This window comes from Bradyrhizobium genosp. SA-4 str. CB756 (assembly GCF_000473125.1).
GTDB classification, from domain to species: Bacteria; Pseudomonadota; Alphaproteobacteria; order Rhizobiales; family Xanthobacteraceae; genus Bradyrhizobium; species Bradyrhizobium arachidis.
On record NZ_KI421499.1, the window covers coordinates 2,700,416 to 2,715,456 of the forward strand.

15 protein-coding genes are annotated in these 15,041 nt (G+C 65.4%); all 15 read left to right on the forward strand.

Translation table 11 applies throughout. The features are described from left to right. Positions 1-2: 2 nt before the first annotated feature. From nuoE to BRAGE_RS0113410, 15 genes are read left to right on the forward strand one after another with little or no spacing between them, the layout of a single operon-like run. Positions 3-614 carry an NADH-quinone oxidoreductase subunit NuoE gene (gene nuoE / locus BRAGE_RS0113340; protein WP_027559486.1) on the forward strand — a complete coding sequence of 204 codons (612 nt, stop codon included), beginning with the start codon at positions 3-5 and terminating at the stop codon, positions 612-614. Then, positions 614-820 (forward strand): hypothetical protein, encoded by a 207-nt coding sequence (locus BRAGE_RS48530; protein WP_027559485.1) that lies wholly within the window; start codon positions 614-616, stop codon positions 818-820. The genes nuoE and BRAGE_RS48530 overlap by 1 nt, the downstream gene beginning before the upstream one ends. Before the next feature lie 15 nt (positions 821-835). Beyond that, entirely contained in the window at positions 836-2,161 is a 1,326-nt protein-coding gene (nuoF, locus tag BRAGE_RS0113350; protein WP_027559484.1) for an NADH-quinone oxidoreductase subunit NuoF, read from the forward strand. A gap of 5 nt (positions 2,162-2,166) precedes the next feature. Then, positions 2,167-4,242 (forward strand): NADH-quinone oxidoreductase subunit NuoG, encoded by a 2,076-nt coding sequence (gene nuoG / locus BRAGE_RS0113355; protein WP_027559483.1) that lies wholly within the window; start codon positions 2,167-2,169, stop codon positions 4,240-4,242. A 10-nt stretch (positions 4,243-4,252) separates the two neighbouring features. Next, positions 4,253-5,320: an NADH-quinone oxidoreductase subunit NuoH gene (gene nuoH, locus BRAGE_RS0113360; RefSeq protein ID WP_092213972.1), complete on the forward strand. Its 1,068-nt coding sequence runs from the start codon at positions 4,253-4,255 to the stop codon at positions 5,318-5,320. A 16-nt stretch (positions 5,321-5,336) separates the two neighbouring features. Then, complete coding sequence (gene nuoI / locus BRAGE_RS0113365; RefSeq protein WP_026232873.1) at positions 5,337-5,825, forward strand: NADH-quinone oxidoreductase subunit NuoI; 489 nt, start codon at positions 5,337-5,339, stop codon at positions 5,823-5,825. Between the two features lie 9 nt (positions 5,826-5,834). Next, a complete protein-coding gene (locus tag BRAGE_RS0113370) occupies positions 5,835-6,473 on the forward strand; it encodes an NADH-quinone oxidoreductase subunit J (protein WP_027559481.1) in 639 nt (212 codons plus the stop codon). Beyond that, the gene (gene nuoK, locus BRAGE_RS0113375) at positions 6,470-6,778 is read left to right on the forward strand and encodes an NADH-quinone oxidoreductase subunit NuoK (RefSeq protein ID WP_008547737.1); all 309 of its coding nucleotides are present in this window, start codon (positions 6,470-6,472) and stop codon (positions 6,776-6,778) included. The genes BRAGE_RS0113370 and nuoK overlap by 4 nt, the downstream gene beginning before the upstream one ends. A gap of 8 nt (positions 6,779-6,786) precedes the next feature. Next, on the forward strand, positions 6,787-8,859 hold the full coding sequence (gene nuoL / locus BRAGE_RS0113380) for an NADH-quinone oxidoreductase subunit L (RefSeq protein ID WP_027559480.1): 2,073 nt from the start codon (positions 6,787-6,789) through the stop codon (positions 8,857-8,859). Beyond that, positions 8,860-10,368 carry an NADH-quinone oxidoreductase subunit M gene (locus BRAGE_RS0113385; protein WP_027559479.1) on the forward strand — a complete coding sequence of 503 codons (1,509 nt, stop codon included), beginning with the start codon at positions 8,860-8,862 and terminating at the stop codon, positions 10,366-10,368. It begins immediately after the preceding gene. Positions 10,369-10,390: 22 nt separating this feature from the next. Further along, a complete protein-coding gene (gene nuoN / locus BRAGE_RS0113390) occupies positions 10,391-11,827 on the forward strand; it encodes an NADH-quinone oxidoreductase subunit NuoN (RefSeq protein ID WP_027559478.1) in 1,437 nt (478 codons plus the stop codon). A gap of 1 nt (position 11,828) precedes the next feature. Then, positions 11,829-12,635, forward strand: a complete 807-nt coding sequence (locus BRAGE_RS0113395; RefSeq protein ID WP_027559477.1) for a biotin--[acetyl-CoA-carboxylase] ligase — start codon at positions 11,829-11,831, stop codon at positions 12,633-12,635. Then, on the forward strand, positions 12,635-14,305 hold the full coding sequence (locus BRAGE_RS0113400) for a ribonuclease J (protein ID WP_027559476.1): 1,671 nt from the start codon (positions 12,635-12,637) through the stop codon (positions 14,303-14,305). Before BRAGE_RS0113395 ends, BRAGE_RS0113400 begins: the two co-directional genes overlap by 1 nt. A gap of 42 nt (positions 14,306-14,347) precedes the next feature. Beyond that, positions 14,348-14,752, forward strand: coding sequence for a methylmalonyl-CoA epimerase (gene mce / locus BRAGE_RS0113405; protein ID WP_027559475.1), 405 nt, complete (start codon positions 14,348-14,350; stop codon positions 14,750-14,752). 9 nt (positions 14,753-14,761) lie between these two features. Further along, entirely contained in the window at positions 14,762-15,037 is a 276-nt protein-coding gene (locus BRAGE_RS0113410; protein WP_027559474.1) for a DUF1467 family protein, read from the forward strand. The last annotated feature ends 4 nt before the right edge of the window (positions 15,038-15,041 follow it).

A 15,041-nucleotide genomic window follows, 5' to 3' on the forward strand; every position in this document is an offset into this window, starting at 1 on the left:
AGATGTCCGTTCGCCGATTAGCACCGAAGGAAGTCCAGCCCGCGAGCTTTGCGTTCACGGAGGAGAACCTCGCATTCGCCAAGCAGCAGATCGCGAAATATCCGGCCGGCCGACAGGCTTCTGCAGTGATCGCGATCCTCTGGCGCGTCCAGGAGCAGCACGAAGGCTGGGTGTCGGAAGCCGCGATCCGCGCGGTCGCCGACCTGCTCGACATGCCCTATATCCGCGTGCTGGAAGTCGCGACCTTCTACACGATGTTCCAGCTCGCCCCGGTCGGCAAGAAGGCCCACGTCCAGGTCTGCGGCACCACGCCGTGCCGGCTGCGCGGCGCCGAGGATCTGATCCACGTCTGCGAGCACCGCATCCATCACGAGCCCTTCCACCTCTCCAAGGACGGCAATTTCAGCTGGGAAGAGGTCGAGTGCCTGGGCGCCTGTGTGAACGCGCCGATGGTGCTGATCGGCAAGGACACTTATGAGGACCTGACCAAGGAGAGCTTCGGCAAGGTGCTCGACGGCTTCGCGTCGGGCAATCCGCCCAAGCCCGGCCCGCAGAACGGCCGCCAGTTCTCGGCGCCGATCACCGGGCCGACCACGCTGAAGGAGATCACCTGATGCGTGGTCTCTCGCAGCCTTCGGTGGAGGGGAGCGGTGCCATGAAGAAGTGGGGCTTCATCGCAATGCATGCCGCCGTGGCGGCCGCCTTCATCTTTCTCCTGCAACGCTTCAGCCTGAACGCGTCGCTGGAATCCAGCCTGCTCTGGGCGCTGACGTTTGGCGTCTGCGCCGCCGGGCTTGCCTACAAGCAAGCCAACCGTTGATCGGAAAGCACTGAAATGCTCGAGGACAAGGATCGCATCTTCAAGAACCTCTACGGCCTCCACGATTGGGGGCTCGAGGGCGCGCGGCGCCGCGGCGCCTGGGATGGCACGAAGAACATCATCGACAAGGGCCGCGACTGGATCATCAACGAGATGAAGGCCTCAGGGCTCCGCGGCCGCGGCGGCGCCGGCTTCCCGACCGGTCTGAAGTGGTCCTTCATGCCGAAGGAATCGACCGACGGCCGTCCGAGCTATCTCGTCGTCAACGCCGACGAGTCCGAGCCCGGCACCTGCAAGGATCGCGAGATCATGCGGCACGATCCGCATCTCTTGATCGAGGGCTGCCTGATCGCGAGCTGCGCGATGAACGCGCACACCTGCTACATCTATGTCCGCGGCGAGTTCATCCGCGAGCGCGAGCATCTCCAGGCCGCGATCGACCAGGCCTATGACGCCAAGCTGGTGGGCAAGGACAACGTCAACGGCTGGCCGTTCGACATCTATGTCGCCCACGGCGCCGGCGCCTACATCTGCGGCGAGGAGACCGCGCTGCTCGAAAGCCTCGAGGGCAAGAAGGGCCAGCCGCGCCTGAAGCCGCCGTTCCCGGCGAACGTCGGCCTGTTCGGTTGCCCGACCACCGTCAACAACGTCGAGTCGATCGCCGTTGCGCCCGACATCCTGCGCCGTGGCGCGGCCTGGTTCGCCGGCATCGGCCGTCCGAACAATGTCGGCACGAAACTGTTCTGCATCTCCGGCCATGTCGAGCGGCCCTGCAACGTCGAAGAGGCCATGGGCATTCCGTTCCGTGAGCTGATCGACAAGCATTGCGGCGGCATCCGCGGCGGCTGGGACAACCTCAAGGCCGTGATCCCCGGCGGCTCGTCGGTGCGCATGGTGCCGGCCGAGCAGATCATCGACACGCCGATGGATTTCGACAGCTTGAGCAAGCTGCGCTCGGGCCTCGGCACCGCGGCCGTGATCGTGATGGACAAGTCCACAGACCTGATCCGCGCCATCGCCCGTATTTCGTACTTCTACAAGCATGAGAGCTGCGGCCAGTGTACGCCGTGCCGCGAGGGCACGGGCTGGATGTGGCGCGTGCTCACCCGCATGGCCGAGGGTCGCGCGCATAAGCGCGAGATCGACATGCTGCTCGAAGTGACCAAGCAGGTCGAAGGCCACACCATCTGCGCGCTCGGCGACGCAGCCGCCTGGCCGATCCAGGGCCTGATCGCGCATTTCCGTCATGAGATCGAAGCGCGCATCGACCAGTATTCGCACAAGGCCGACATCGACGATATCGGCGTCCGCGATCCCGTGAACATGGTCGCGGCGGAGTAAGAGACATGACCAAGCTCATCATCGACGGCAAAGAGATCGATGTCCCCGCTGAGTACACGCTGCTCCAGGCGTGCGAAGCGGCGGGCGCCGAGATTCCGCGCTTCTGCTATCACGAGCGGCTGTCGATCGCCGGCAATTGCCGGATGTGCCTCGTCGAGGTGAAGGGCGGCCCGAAGCCGGTCGCGAGCTGCGCCTGGGGCGTGCGCGACTGCCGTCCGGGTCCCAAGGGCGAGCCGCCGGAGATTTCCACGCGTTCGCCGATGGTGAAGAAGGCACGCGAAGGCGTGATGGAATTCCTTCTCATCAACCATCCGCTGGACTGCCCGATCTGTGACCAGGGCGGCGAGTGCGATCTTCAGGACCAGGCGATGGGCTATGGTGTCGACACCAGCCGCTTCGCCGAGAACAAGCGCGCGGTCGAGGACAAGTACCTCGGCGCGCTGGTCAAGACCTCGATGAACCGCTGCATCCAGTGCACGCGCTGCGTCCGCTTCTCGGCGGAAGTCGCCGGCGCGCCCGAAATGGGCGCCACTGGCCGCGGCGAGGACATGGAGATCACGACCTATCTCGAGCACGCGCTGACGTCGGAATTGCAGGGCAATCTTGTCGACATCTGCCCGGTCGGTGCGCTGACCTCGAAGCCCTATGCCTTCGCGGCGCGCCCGTGGGAGCTCGGCAAGACCCAGTCGATCGACGTCATGGACGGCCTCGGCTCTGCGATCCGCGTCGATACCCGCGGCCGCGAGGTGATGCGCGTGCTGCCGCGCATCAACGAGGCCGTGAACGAGGAGTGGATCTCCGACAAGACCCGCCACATCGTCGACGGCCTGCGCACCCAGCGCCTCGACCGGCCCTATATCCGCGAGGCCGGCAAGCTGCGCGCGGCGAGCTGGCAGGAAGCCTTCGCCGCGATCGCCTCCAAGGCGGGCCGCACCGACGGCAAGCGCATCGGCGCGATCGCCGGCGATCTCGCCGGCGTCGAGGAGATGTTTGCGCTGAAGGACCTGCTCGCCAAGTTCGGCTCGAGCAATCTGGCGGTGCAGGGCGGCGACGCCTTCGATCCCGCGCTCGGCCGCGGCTCGTACATCTTCAATCCGACGCTCGCCGGCGTCGAGCACGCCGATGCGCTGCTGATCATCGGCGCCAATCCGCGCAAAGAGGCGGCGGTATTCAACGCCCGCATCCGCAAGCGCTGGCGCGCCGGCGGCTTCAAGGTCGGCGTGATCGGCGCCAAGGCCGATCTCACCTATGACTATGACCATCTCGGCGCGGGCACCGACACGCTCGGTGAGCTCGCGGCGGGCAGGCACTCCTTCATGGACGTGCTCAAGAACGCCAAGAACCCGATCATCCTGGTCGGCGCGGGCGCGGCCTCGCGCCACGACGGCGCCGCCATTCTGGCCGCCGCCGCCAAGCTCGCGCTCGACGTCGGCGCGGTGAAGGACGGCTGGAACGGCTTTGGCGTGCTGCACGAGACCGCTTCGCGCGTCGGCGCGCTCGATATCGGCTTCACCGCCTCGGCGGGGGGCCTGAACGCCGCGCAGATGACGACGTTCGGCACGCTGGACTTGCTGTTCCTGCTCGGGGCCGACGAGATCAAGGCGCCTGATAGCACCTTCGTCGTCTATATCGGCACCCATGGCGATCGCGGTGCGCACCGCGCCGACGTGATCCTGCCGGCCGCCGCCTACACCGAGAAGTCCGCGATCTACGTCAACACCGAGGGCCGCGTGCAGATGACGGGCCGCGCCGCGTTCCCGCCGGGCGAAGCCCGCGAGGACTGGGCGATTATCCGTGCTCTGTCGGAAGCGCTCGGCAAGAAGCTCGGCTACGACTCGTTGCCGGCGCTGCGCCAGGCGATCTTCAAGGCGGTGCCGCATCTGATCCGGCTCGACCAGATCGAGGCCGGCTCCGCCGACCAGATCAAGAAGCTGGCGGGGAAGGGCGGCTCGCCCGAGAAGGCGCCGTTCAAGGCGGCGATCGAGGACTTCTATTTGACCAACCCAATCGCGCGTGCGTCCGCCGTGATGGCGGAATGCTCGCGGCTTGCCTCCGGGCAGATGCTGACCGCAGCGGAGTGAGCGTGATCTGATGGAATTCTTTGAAAGCGCATTCTGGACCGGTTTCCTCTGGCCGCTGATCATCATGGTCGCGGAGAGCGTGCTGGTGCTCGTCGTCCTCCTGGTCGCGATCGCCTACATCCTGCTCGCCGACCGCAAGATCTGGGCGGCGGTGCAGATCCGCCGCGGCCCGAACGTGGTCGGCCCCTGGGGCCTGCTGCAATCCTTCGCGGACCTTCTGAAGTTCGTGCTGAAGGAGCCGATCATCCCGGCCGGCGCCAACAAGGGCGTGTTCCTGCTGGCGCCGCTGGTGTCGTGCGTGCTCGCGCTCGCGGCCTGGGCGGTGATCCCGACCAATCTCGGCTGGGTGATCTCCGACATCAATGTCGGCATCCTCTTCATCTTCGCGATCTCGTCGCTGTCGATCTACGGCATCATCATGGCCGGCTGGTCGTCGAACTCGAAATATCCGTTCCTCGCCGCGCTGCGCTCGGCGGCGCAGATGGTGTCCTATGAAGTCTCGATCGGCTTTGTCATCATCACGGTGCTGCTCTGCGCCGGCACGCTGAACCTCTCGGCCGTGGTCGAGGCCCAGCACGCCCGCGGCCTTGCCAGCCTGATCGGGCTGCCCCAGCTCACCATCCTGAACTGGTACGTCTGGCCGCTGTTCCCGATGTTCGTGGTGTTCTACGTCTCGGCGCTGGCGGAAACCAACCGTCCGCCCTTCGACCTCGTCGAGGCGGAATCCGAGCTCGTCGCCGGCTTCATGGTCGAATACGGCTCGACGCCGTACCTGCTGTTCATGCTCGGCGAGTACGTCGCGATCGTCACGATGTGCGCGATGGCGACCATCCTGTTCCTCGGAGGCTGGCTGCCGCCGGTCGACCTGCCGCCCTTCAACTGGGTGCCGGGGATCATCTGGTTCGCGCTGAAACTGTTCTTCATGTTCTTCCTGTTCGCGATGGCGAAGGCGATCGTGCCGCGCTACCGCTACGATCAACTGATGCGTCTCGGCTGGAAGGTGTTCCTGCCGATCTCGCTGGCGATGGTGATCGTGGTGGCCGGTGTGCTGCACTTCGCCGGCATCGCGCCGAAGTGAGGGCCCCGCCATGGGTATCAACATCAACGCCACTGCACGCTCGCTTCTGCTGTCGGAATTCGTCTCGGCGTTCTTCCTCGCCATGCGCTATTTCTTCCAGCCGAAGCCGACGCTGAACTATCCGTTCGAGAAGGGGCCGATCTCGCCGCGCTTCCGCGGTGAGCATGCGCTGCGCCGGTATCCGAACGGCGAAGAGCGCTGCATCGCCTGCAAGCTTTGCGAAGCGGTCTGCCCTGCCCAGGCCATCACCATCGAGGCCGGGCCGCGCCGCAACGACGGCACCCGCCGCACCGTGCGCTACGACATCGACATGGTGAAGTGCATCTATTGCGGCCTCTGCCAGGAGGCCTGTCCGGTCGACGCCATCGTCGAAGGTCCGAACTTCGAGTTCGCGACCGAGACCCGCGAGGAACTGTTCTATGACAAGGCCAAGCTGCTCGCCAACGGCGACCGCTGGGAACGCGAGATCGCGAAAGCGATCGAGCTCGACGCGCCGTACCGGTGAGGTGAGGGCATGATCCTTCCCGCGCTGTTCTTCTATCTGTTCGCCGGCGTCTGCGTCGCCTCGGCCGTGATGGTGATTGTCTCGCGCAATCCCGTGCACTCCGTGCTGTACCTGATCCTGGCCTTCGTCAACGCCTCCGGCCTGTTCGTGCTGATGGGCGCCGAATTCCTCGCGATGATCCTGATCGTCGTCTATGTCGGCGCCGTCGCGGTGCTGTTCCTGTTCGTCATCATGATGCTCGACGTCGACTTCCTCGAGCTGCGCGAAGGCTTCATCCAGTACCTGCCGGTCGGCCTCGTGATCGGCGGCATCTTCCTGTTCGAGCTGCTGCTCACGGTCGGCTTCTGGGTCATCAACCCCGGCGTCTCCAAGACGATCACGGCGGCGATCCCGACCAACGTCTCCAACACCGAGGCGCTCGGGCTCGTGCTCTATACGAAGTACATCCACTATTTCCAGCTCGCGGGCATGGTGCTGCTGGTCGCCATGATCGGCGCCATCGTGCTGACGCTGCGCCACAAGGCGAGCGTGAAGCGGCAGGACATCAACGTTCAGAACGCACGCACGCCCGAAATGGCGATGGCGATGCGCAAGGTGGCATCGGGGCAGGGGCTCTCGGACGCCGATGCGGCGGAGTGGGTGAAATGACGATCGGGCTCGGACACTATCTTGCCGTCGGCGCGATCCTGTTCACGCTCGGGATCCTCGGCATCTTCCTGAACCGCAAGAACATCATCGTCATCCTGATGTCGATCGAGCTGATCCTGCTCTCGGTCAACATCAACCTCGTGGCGTTCTCGACCTTCCTCGGCGACATCGTCGGCCAGGTCTTCGCGCTTCTGGTCTTGACTGTGGCCGCGGCGGAAGCCGCGATCGGTCTCGCCATCCTGGTGGTCTATTTCCGCAACCGCGGCTCGATCGCGGTTGAGGACGTCAATCTGATGAAGGGCTGAGCTCTCAAATGGTTCAGGCAATCGTTTTCCTGCCCCTGCTGGGCGCCATTCTGGCCGGGCTCATCTCCCTGGTCGGCGCGCATGCCCGCAACCCCTCGGGTGACGAGGTCGAGCATCACGGCGATCACGGCCATGGCGACGCGCATGCGTCGGCTGCTCATGACGACCATGGTCACGACGATCACGCTCACGACGACCACGGCCCGGTTGAGCCGGCGGCGGCGGGCTCGCGCGCTGCCGAGCTAATCACCACCGGACTGTTGTTCGTCGCGGCCGCGCTGTCCTGGATGACGCTGGTCGATGTCGGCTTCATGCACCACGACGGCCGGATCCAGCTGCTGCCCTTCATCTTCTCGGGCGACCTCCAGGTCTGGTGGACGCTCCGGGTCGACACGCTCACCGCGGTGATGCTGGTGGTGGTGACGACCGTGTCCTCGCTCGTGCACCTCTATTCCATCGGCTACATGGACGAGGACCCGTACCGGCCGCGCTTCTTCGGCTATCTCTCGCTGTTCACCTTCGCCATGCTGATGCTGGTGACCGCGGACAATTTGGTCCAGCTGTTCTTCGGCTGGGAAGGCGTGGGTCTTGCCAGCTACCTGCTGATCGGCTTCTGGTACCAGAAGCCCTCGGCGAACGCGGCCGCGATCAAGGCCTTCGTGGTCAACCGCGTCGGCGACTTCGGCTTTGCGCTCGGCATCTTCGCGATCTTCTATCTGACCGCCTCGACCGATTTCGAGACGATCTTCCACCAGGCGCCGAGCCTGACCGGCAAGACCATCAACTTCCTCGGCTGGCACGCTGATGCGCTGACCCTGACCTGCCTGTTGCTGTTCATGGGCGCGATGGGCAAGTCGGCGCAGTTCCTGCTGCACACCTGGTTGCCGGACGCGATGGAAGGCCCGACCCCGGTGTCGGCGCTGATCCACGCCGCGACCATGGTCACCGCCGGCGTGTTCATGGTGGCGCGCCTGTCGCCGCTGTTCGAGCTCGCCCCGACCGCGCAAGCCGTGGTGATGTTCTTTGGCGCCACCACCGCGTTCTTCGCGGCGACCATCGGCCTCGTCCAGAACGACATCAAGCGCATCGTCGCCTACTCGACCTGTTCGCAGCTCGGCTACATGTTCGTGGCGATGGGAGCAGGGGCCTATTCGGTGGGCATGTTCCACCTGTTCACGCACGCCTTCTTCAAGGCGCTGTTGTTCTTGGGCTCCGGCTCGGTGATCTACGCGATGCACCACGAGCAGGACATCCGCAACATGGGCGGCCTCTGGCGCAAGATCCCCTACACCTACGCGGTGATGGTGGTCGGCACGCTGGCGCTGACCGGCTTCCCGCTCACCGCCGGCTACTTCTCCAAGGACGCGATCATCGAGTCCGCCTACGCCTCGCACAATCCGTTCGCGGTGTACGGCTTCCTGATGACGGTCGTCGCCGCCGGCCTGACCTCGTTCTACTCCTGGCGCCTGATCTTCAAGACCTTCCACGGCGAGCCGCATGACGAGCATCATTACGAAGCCGCGCATGAGGCCCCGCTCTGGATTCTGATCCCGATCGGCGTGCTCGCGGTCGGCTCGATCGTCGCGGGCTTCCCGTTCAAGGAGCTGTTCGCCGGTCACGGCGTCGAGGAGTTCTTCCGCGAGTCCGTCAAGATGAACCCGCACATCATCGAGGAGATGCACCACATCCCCGAGACCATCGCCTTCCTGCCGACGGTGATGATGGTGCTGGGCTTCCTCGTCTCGTACCTGTTCTACATCCGCCGGCCCTACATCCCCGTTCGGCTCGCCGCAGAGCAGCCGATGCTGTACCAGTTCCTGCTCAACAAATGGTACTTCGACGAGCTCTACGACCTCATCTTCGTCCGTCCGGCGAAGTGGATCGGCTACCAGCTCTGGAAGAAGGGCGACGGCTTCATCATCGACGGCCTCGGTCCCGACGGCGTCTCCGCCCGCGTGCTGGACGTCACCCGCAACGTCGTGAAGATCCAGACCGGCTATCTCTATCACTATGCGTTCGCCATGCTGATCGGTGCCGCCGGCCTGATCACCTGGTTCATGTTCGGCTTTGGAGGCCAGTAAATGACAACCTGGCCCATCCTTTCGGTTACGACGTTTCTGCCGCTGGTCGGCGCGCTGATCGTCTATCTCAGCCGCGGCGATGACGAGGCGGCCAAGCGCAACTCGCGCTGGATTGCGCTCTGGACCACGCTGATCACCTTCGCGGTGTCGGTGATCCTGGTGTTGCGCTTCGATCCCTCGAGCGCCGACTTCCAGTTCGTCGAGAAGGCGAGCTGGCTCGCCACCGGCATCACCTACCACATGGGCGTCGACGGCATCTCGCTGCCGCTGCTGATCCTGACCACCGCCGTGATGCCGTTCTGCATCATCGCGAGCTGGAAGGCGATCACGAGCCGCGTCCGCGAATACATGATGGCGTTCCTGATCCTGGAAACGCTGATGATCGGCACCTTCTCGGCGCTCGATCTCGTGCTGTTCTACCTGTTCTTCGAGGGCGGCCTGATCCCGATGTTCCTGATCATCGGCATTTGGGGCGGTCCGCGCCGGGTCTACGCTTCCTTCAAGTTCTTCCTCTACACCTTCCTCGGCTCGGTCCTGATGCTGCTCGCCATCATGGCGCTGTACTGGAACGGCGGCACCACTGATATTCCGACCCTGATGCACACCGCCGTGCCGCGGTCGTTGCAGACCTGGGCCTGGCTGGCGTTCTTCGCCTCCTTCGCGGTGAAGATGCCGATGTGGCCGGTGCACACCTGGCTACCCGACGCGCACGTCGAGGCACCGACCGCGGGCTCGGTGGTCCTCGCCGCGATCCTGCTGAAGATGGGAGGCTACGGCTTCCTGCGCTTCTCGCTGCCGATGTTCCCGCTGGCCTCGCACGACTTCGCGCCGCTGATCTTCACGCTCTCGGCCATCGCCATCATCTACACCTCGCTGGTGGCGCTGATGCAGGAGGACATGAAGAAGCTGATCGCGTACTCCTCGGTCGCGCATATGGGCTTCGTCACCATGGGCATCTTCGCCGGCACCATGCAGGGCGTCGCCGGCGGCATGTTCCAGATGATCTCGCACGGCATCGTCTCCGGCGCGCTGTTCCTCTGCGTCGGCATCGTCTACGACCGCATGCACACCCGCGAGATCGCGGCCTATGGCGGCCTCGTCAACCGGATGCCGCTCTACGCGATGACCTTCATGGTCTTCACCATGGCCAATGTCGGTCTGCCCGGCACGAGCGGCTTCGTCGGCGAGTTCATGACGCTGCTCGGCACCTTCAAGGTCTCGATCCCGACCGCGTTCTTCGCCACCTTCGGCGTCATCCTGTCGGCGGCCTACGCGCTGTGGCTCTACCGCAAGGTCGTGTTCGGCGCGCTGGTGAAGCCGTCGCTGATGAGCATGAAGGATCTCACCTTGCGCGAATGCGTGACGCTGTTCCCGATGATCGCGCTGACGATCCTGTTCGGCGTCTATCCGAAGCCGGTGCTCGACATGTCGGCCGCCTCGGTCCAGCAACTCGTCAACAACTACAACACCGCTGTGACGGCCGTGAAGGCCGCCGCACTGCTCCAGTGATCGGGCAGGTCAGGATATCGCCATGAGCTTTGAGACTGCAGGTTATCAACTGGCGCCGGTGCTGCCCGAGATCGTGCTCGCGGTCGGCGCGATGGCGCTTCTGATGCTGGGAGCCTATCGCGGGCAGGGGACGACCGGCGCGGTCACCTCGCTGGCGGTCGTGCTCCTCGTCGTGGTCGGCGTGCTCGTCTACGCGCAGCCTGCCGGCAAGCAGGTGACGTTCGGCGGCAGCTTCATCGTCGACGACTTCGCCCGCTTCATGAAGATCATGGCGCTGATCGGCTCGGCTGCGACGCTGATCCTGTCGGCCGAGTTCCTGTCCGATCCGTCGCGCCGCATCTTCGAATACGCCATCCTGGTGCTGCTCTCGACGCTCGGCATGATGGTGCTGATCTCGGCCGGCGACCTGATCTCGCTCTATCTCGGCCTCGAGCTGATGTCGCTCGCGCTCTACGTCGTGGCGGCCTCGAACCGCGACAATGCCAAGTCGACCGAAGCCGGCCTGAAGTATTTCGTGCTCGGCGCGCTGTCCTCGGGCATGCTGCTCTATGGCGCTTCGCTGATCTATGGCTTCACCGGCACCGTCAGCTTCACCGGCATCGCCCAGGCCGCGACGATGGCGAATGTCGGCCTGGTGTTCGGCCTGGTGTTCCTGCTCGCCGGCCTCTGCTTCAAGGTCTCGGCCGTGCCGTTCCACATGTGGACGCCTGACGTCTACGAGGGCGCGCCGACCCCGGTCACCGCCTTCTTCGCTTCGGCGCCGAAGGTGGCCGCGCTCGCTGTCTTCACCCGCGTCACGCTGACCGCATTCCCGGGCATCGTCTCGCAGTGGCAACAGATCCTGGTGTTCGTGGCGATCGCCTCGATGGCGCTCGGCTCCTTCGCCGCGATCGGCCAGACCAACATCAAGCGCCTGATGGCCTATTCCTCAATCGGCCATATGGGTTTCGCGCTGGTCGGTCTCGCCTCCGGCACGCCGGAGGGCGCGCAGGGCGTCCTGATGTACATCGTGATCTATGTCGCGATGACGCTCGGCTCGTTCTCGATCATCCTCGCCATGAAGCGCAACGGCCAGGCGGTGGAGCAGATCAGCGATTTCGCCGGTCTGTCGCGGACCAATCCGATGCTCGCCTTCCTGTTCGCGATGCTGCTGTTCTCGCTTGCGGGCGTGCCGCCGCTCGCCGGCTTCTTCGGCAAGTGGTACGTCTTCGTCGCCGCCATCAAGGCCAATCTGTTCACGCTTGCCGTCATCGGCGTGCTGACCAGCGTCGTCGGCGCCTACTACTATCTCTCGATCGTCAAGACGATGTATTTCGACGAGCCGGCCGGCCAGGTCGATCCGGTTCGGATCGAGGTGAAGGCGGTGATGGCGGTCACGGGGGTATTCAACCTGCTATTCGCGCTGTTTGCGGGTCCGGTGGTGAGCGTCGCCTCCGCCGCGGCAAAGTCGCTGTTCTAGGATGGCATTCGCGCTCGGTCCTCGCGCACAGTCCGCGGGCTACAAGCTCGCGGCCTTCGAACGGACCGGCTCGACCAACACCGATGCGATCGAGCACGCGCGGGCCGGCGAACGCGGCCCGATGTGGTTCGTCACGGATGAGCAGACCGCCGGCCGCGGCCGCCGCCAGCGCGCCTGGATCGCACCCAAGGGCAATCTCGCCGCCAGCATCCTCGAAGTCATGGACGTCGCCCCGGCCGTCGCCGCCACCCTCGGGTTCGCGGCCGGGCTGGCGCAGGAGGCGGCGCTGGAGAAGGTCAGCCTGGAAGCCGCCTTGCGCCTCGGCGAGGGCCGTCCCCGCTATGCCCTGAAATGGCCGAACGACGTGCTCGCCGGCGGCAAGAAGCTGGTCGGCATCGCGCTCGAGGCCGAGGCCATCGGCGACCGGCTGGCGGTCGTCGCCGGCATGGGCACCAATGTCGTCGCCGCGCCCGAGGGCACGCCGACGCCCGCGGTGTCGCTGGCCGCCCTCGGCGTCCAGATTGGCGCGGAGGAGCTGTTCTCGGCGCTGTCCGACGCCTGGGTCGAGTTCCGCGGCATTTGGGACAATGGCCGCGGCTTTGCCGAAATCCGTAAGCTGTGGCTGGAGCGCGCCGCCGGCCTCGGCGAGCGCGTCGCTATTCACACGGGAACCATGACGCTGGAAGGCATTTTTGACACCATCGACGACACCGGCTGCCTGATCGTGCGCACCGCGGAGGGCCGCCTTGTGCCGGTGGCCGCAGGCGAGGTGTTCTTCGGCCCGGTCCGCTCGGTGGGGGCTGCGTGATGGCGAGGCCCGACGAACTGGTGTTTGCGCCGCTCGGCGGTGTCGGCGAGATCGGCATGAACCTGTCGATCTACGGCCTCGGCAACCGCCACCAGCGCGCCTGGCTGGCGGTCGATCTCGGCGTCTCCTTCGGCGACGAGGAGCATCTGCCGGGCATCGACCTGATCATGCCCGACATCAGCTTCCTGGAGAAGGAACGCAAGAACCTGATGGGCCTGGTGCTGACCCATGCCCACGAGGACCATTTCGGCGCCATCATCGACCTCTGGCCGAAGCTGAAATGCCCGATCTACGCGACGCAGTTCAGCGCCGCGCTGTTCGAGGCCAAATGTGCCGCCGAGCGCAATGCGCCGGAGATCCCCGTCACCGTGATCCCATCCGGCGGCCGCGTCGACGTCGGCCCGTTCAACGTCGAGTTCATCCCCGTCGCGCATTCCATTCCCGAAGCGCACGCGCTGGCGATCCACACCGAGGCAGGCACGGTGCTGCATACCGGCGACTGGAAGATCGACCCGACCCCGACGCTGGGACGTCCCACCGACGAGAAGCGGCTGCGGGAGCTCGGTGAGGAGGGCGTGCTCGCCTTGATCGGCGATTCCACCAATGCCGTGCGCGACGGCCGCTCGCCTTCCGAAGCCGAGGTCGCCCGGACCATCATAGACCTGGTGAAAGCCGCCAAGGGCCGCGTCGCGGTGACGACCTTTGCCTCCAATGTCGCCCGCATCAAGGCTGTCGCCGATGCTGCGAAAGCCGCCGACCGCGAGGTCGTCGTGGTCGGCCGCGCCATGGAGCGCGTGGTGCAGGTCGCGCGCGAGACCGGCTATCTCGACGGCGTGCAGAATTTCCGCTCGCCCGAGGTCTACGGGCATCTGCCGCAGGACAAGGTGCTGGCGCTCTGCACCGGCAGCCAGGGCGAGCCGCGCGCCGCGCTGGCGCGCATCGCCAATGACGACCATCCCGAGATCACGCTCAACCGCGGCGACAGCGTGATCTTCTCCTCGCGCACCATCCCGGGAAACGAGAAGGCGGTCGGCTCGATCATCAACAATCTGGTGCTCCAGGGCGTCGAGGTCCTCACCGACCGCGACCATCTGGTCCACGTCTCCGGCCACCCGCGCCGCGACGAGCTGCGCGACATGATCTCCTGGGTGAAGCCGCAGCTGCTGATCCCCGTCCATGGCGAGGCCCTGCACCTGAACGAGCACGCCAAGCTCGCGCGCGCCGCCGGCGTGCCGCGCGTGCTGGTCGTCCGCAATGGCGACCTCGTCAAGCTCGGCCCGGGCGATCCCGGCGTGGTCGGTGAGGTGCCGTCGGGCCGTCTCTACAAGGACGGCACGATCCTGGAGGACTCTAAGTCCCGCGCCGTGATCGAGCGACGCCGCATGGCGTTCTCCGGCTGCGCCTTCGTCGCCATCGCCATGACCGAGCAGGGCGAGCTCGCCGACGATCCCGAGGTCGATCTGGTCGGCATTCCCGAGAAGAACAGGGCCGGCGAGGCCTTTGACGACATCGTCTTCGACGCCGTGATGTCCACCATCGAGGGCCTGCCGCGGGCGCGCCGGCGCGATCCGGACGCGCTGGGTGAATCGGTGCGCCGCGCCGTCCGTGCCGTGATCAACGAACATTGGGGCAAAAAGCCCCCCTGTCTGGTACATGTCCTGACAGTGTAGATTGGGCGTGGTCTCCGGATCATGCCTTGAGGGAGAAGAAACATGCTGGGTCGCCTCAACCACGTCGCGATCGCGACCAGGGACGCGGTCAAGGCCGCGAAGATCTATGGCGCGGCATTCGGAGCGCAGATCTCGGAAGCCGTTCCGCTGCCCGAGCATGGCGTCACCACGGTGTTCGCGACGCTCCCCAACACCAAGATCGAGTTCATCGAGCCGCTCGGCGAAGCCTCGCCGATCGCAAAATTCCTTGAGCGCAACGCTGACGGCGGCATCCACCATGTCTGCTACGAGGTCGTCGACATCATCGCCTCGCGCGATACGCTCGTGAAGGAGGGGGCCCGGGTGCTCGGCGACGGCGTGCCGAAGATCGGCGCCCACGGCAAGCCGGTGCTGTTCCTGCACCCCAAGGATTTTTCCGGCGCGCTGGTCGAGATCGAGCAGGCATAAGGCCGCCCCATGGCCATCCAGATATCGACCGCGATCGCGATCTACTTCGTCATCTGGTGGATCGCGCTGTTCCTGACGCTGCCGTTCGGCGTGCGCAGCCAGCATGAGGACGGCGTCGGCGCGCCCGGCACCGATCCCGGCGCCCCGATCCTGACCCGGATGGGCCGCAAGCTGATCTGGACCACGATCATCTCGGCGATCATCTACGGCCTCGGCATGGCCGCCTACCACGCCGGCTATCTCTCGATCGAGCGCCTGTCGAAATTGATGGGAATGCCGTTCTAGGTTT

What these genes read in the sequence shown, in the direction of transcription:
- nuoL (WP_027559480.1), top strand. Translation starts at nt 6,787, where the DNA reads ATGGTTCAGGCAATCGTTTTCCTGCCCCTGCTGGGCGCCATTCTGGCC.
- BRAGE_RS48530 (WP_027559485.1), top strand. Translation starts at nt 614, where the DNA reads ATGCGTGGTCTCTCGCAGCCTTCGGTGGAGGGGAGCGGTGCCATGAAG.
- nuoE (WP_027559486.1), top strand. Translation starts at nt 3, where the DNA reads ATGTCCGTTCGCCGATTAGCACCGAAGGAAGTCCAGCCCGCGAGCTTT.
- BRAGE_RS0113395 (WP_027559477.1), top strand. Translation starts at nt 11,829, where the DNA reads ATGGCATTCGCGCTCGGTCCTCGCGCACAGTCCGCGGGCTACAAGCTC.
- nuoG (WP_027559483.1), top strand. Translation starts at nt 2,167, where the DNA reads ATGACCAAGCTCATCATCGACGGCAAAGAGATCGATGTCCCCGCTGAG.
- nuoN (WP_027559478.1), top strand. Translation starts at nt 10,391, where the DNA reads ATGAGCTTTGAGACTGCAGGTTATCAACTGGCGCCGGTGCTGCCCGAG.
- BRAGE_RS0113385 (WP_027559479.1), top strand. Translation starts at nt 8,860, where the DNA reads ATGACAACCTGGCCCATCCTTTCGGTTACGACGTTTCTGCCGCTGGTC.
- nuoK (WP_008547737.1), top strand. Translation starts at nt 6,470, where the DNA reads ATGACGATCGGGCTCGGACACTATCTTGCCGTCGGCGCGATCCTGTTC.
- mce (WP_027559475.1), top strand. Translation starts at nt 14,348, where the DNA reads ATGCTGGGTCGCCTCAACCACGTCGCGATCGCGACCAGGGACGCGGTC.
- BRAGE_RS0113410 (WP_027559474.1), top strand. Translation starts at nt 14,762, where the DNA reads ATGGCCATCCAGATATCGACCGCGATCGCGATCTACTTCGTCATCTGG.
- nuoH (WP_092213972.1), top strand. Translation starts at nt 4,253, where the DNA reads ATGGAATTCTTTGAAAGCGCATTCTGGACCGGTTTCCTCTGGCCGCTG.
- nuoF (WP_027559484.1), top strand. Translation starts at nt 836, where the DNA reads ATGCTCGAGGACAAGGATCGCATCTTCAAGAACCTCTACGGCCTCCAC.
- BRAGE_RS0113400 (WP_027559476.1), top strand. Translation starts at nt 12,635, where the DNA reads ATGGCGAGGCCCGACGAACTGGTGTTTGCGCCGCTCGGCGGTGTCGGC.
- BRAGE_RS0113370 (WP_027559481.1), top strand. Translation starts at nt 5,835, where the DNA reads ATGATCCTTCCCGCGCTGTTCTTCTATCTGTTCGCCGGCGTCTGCGTC.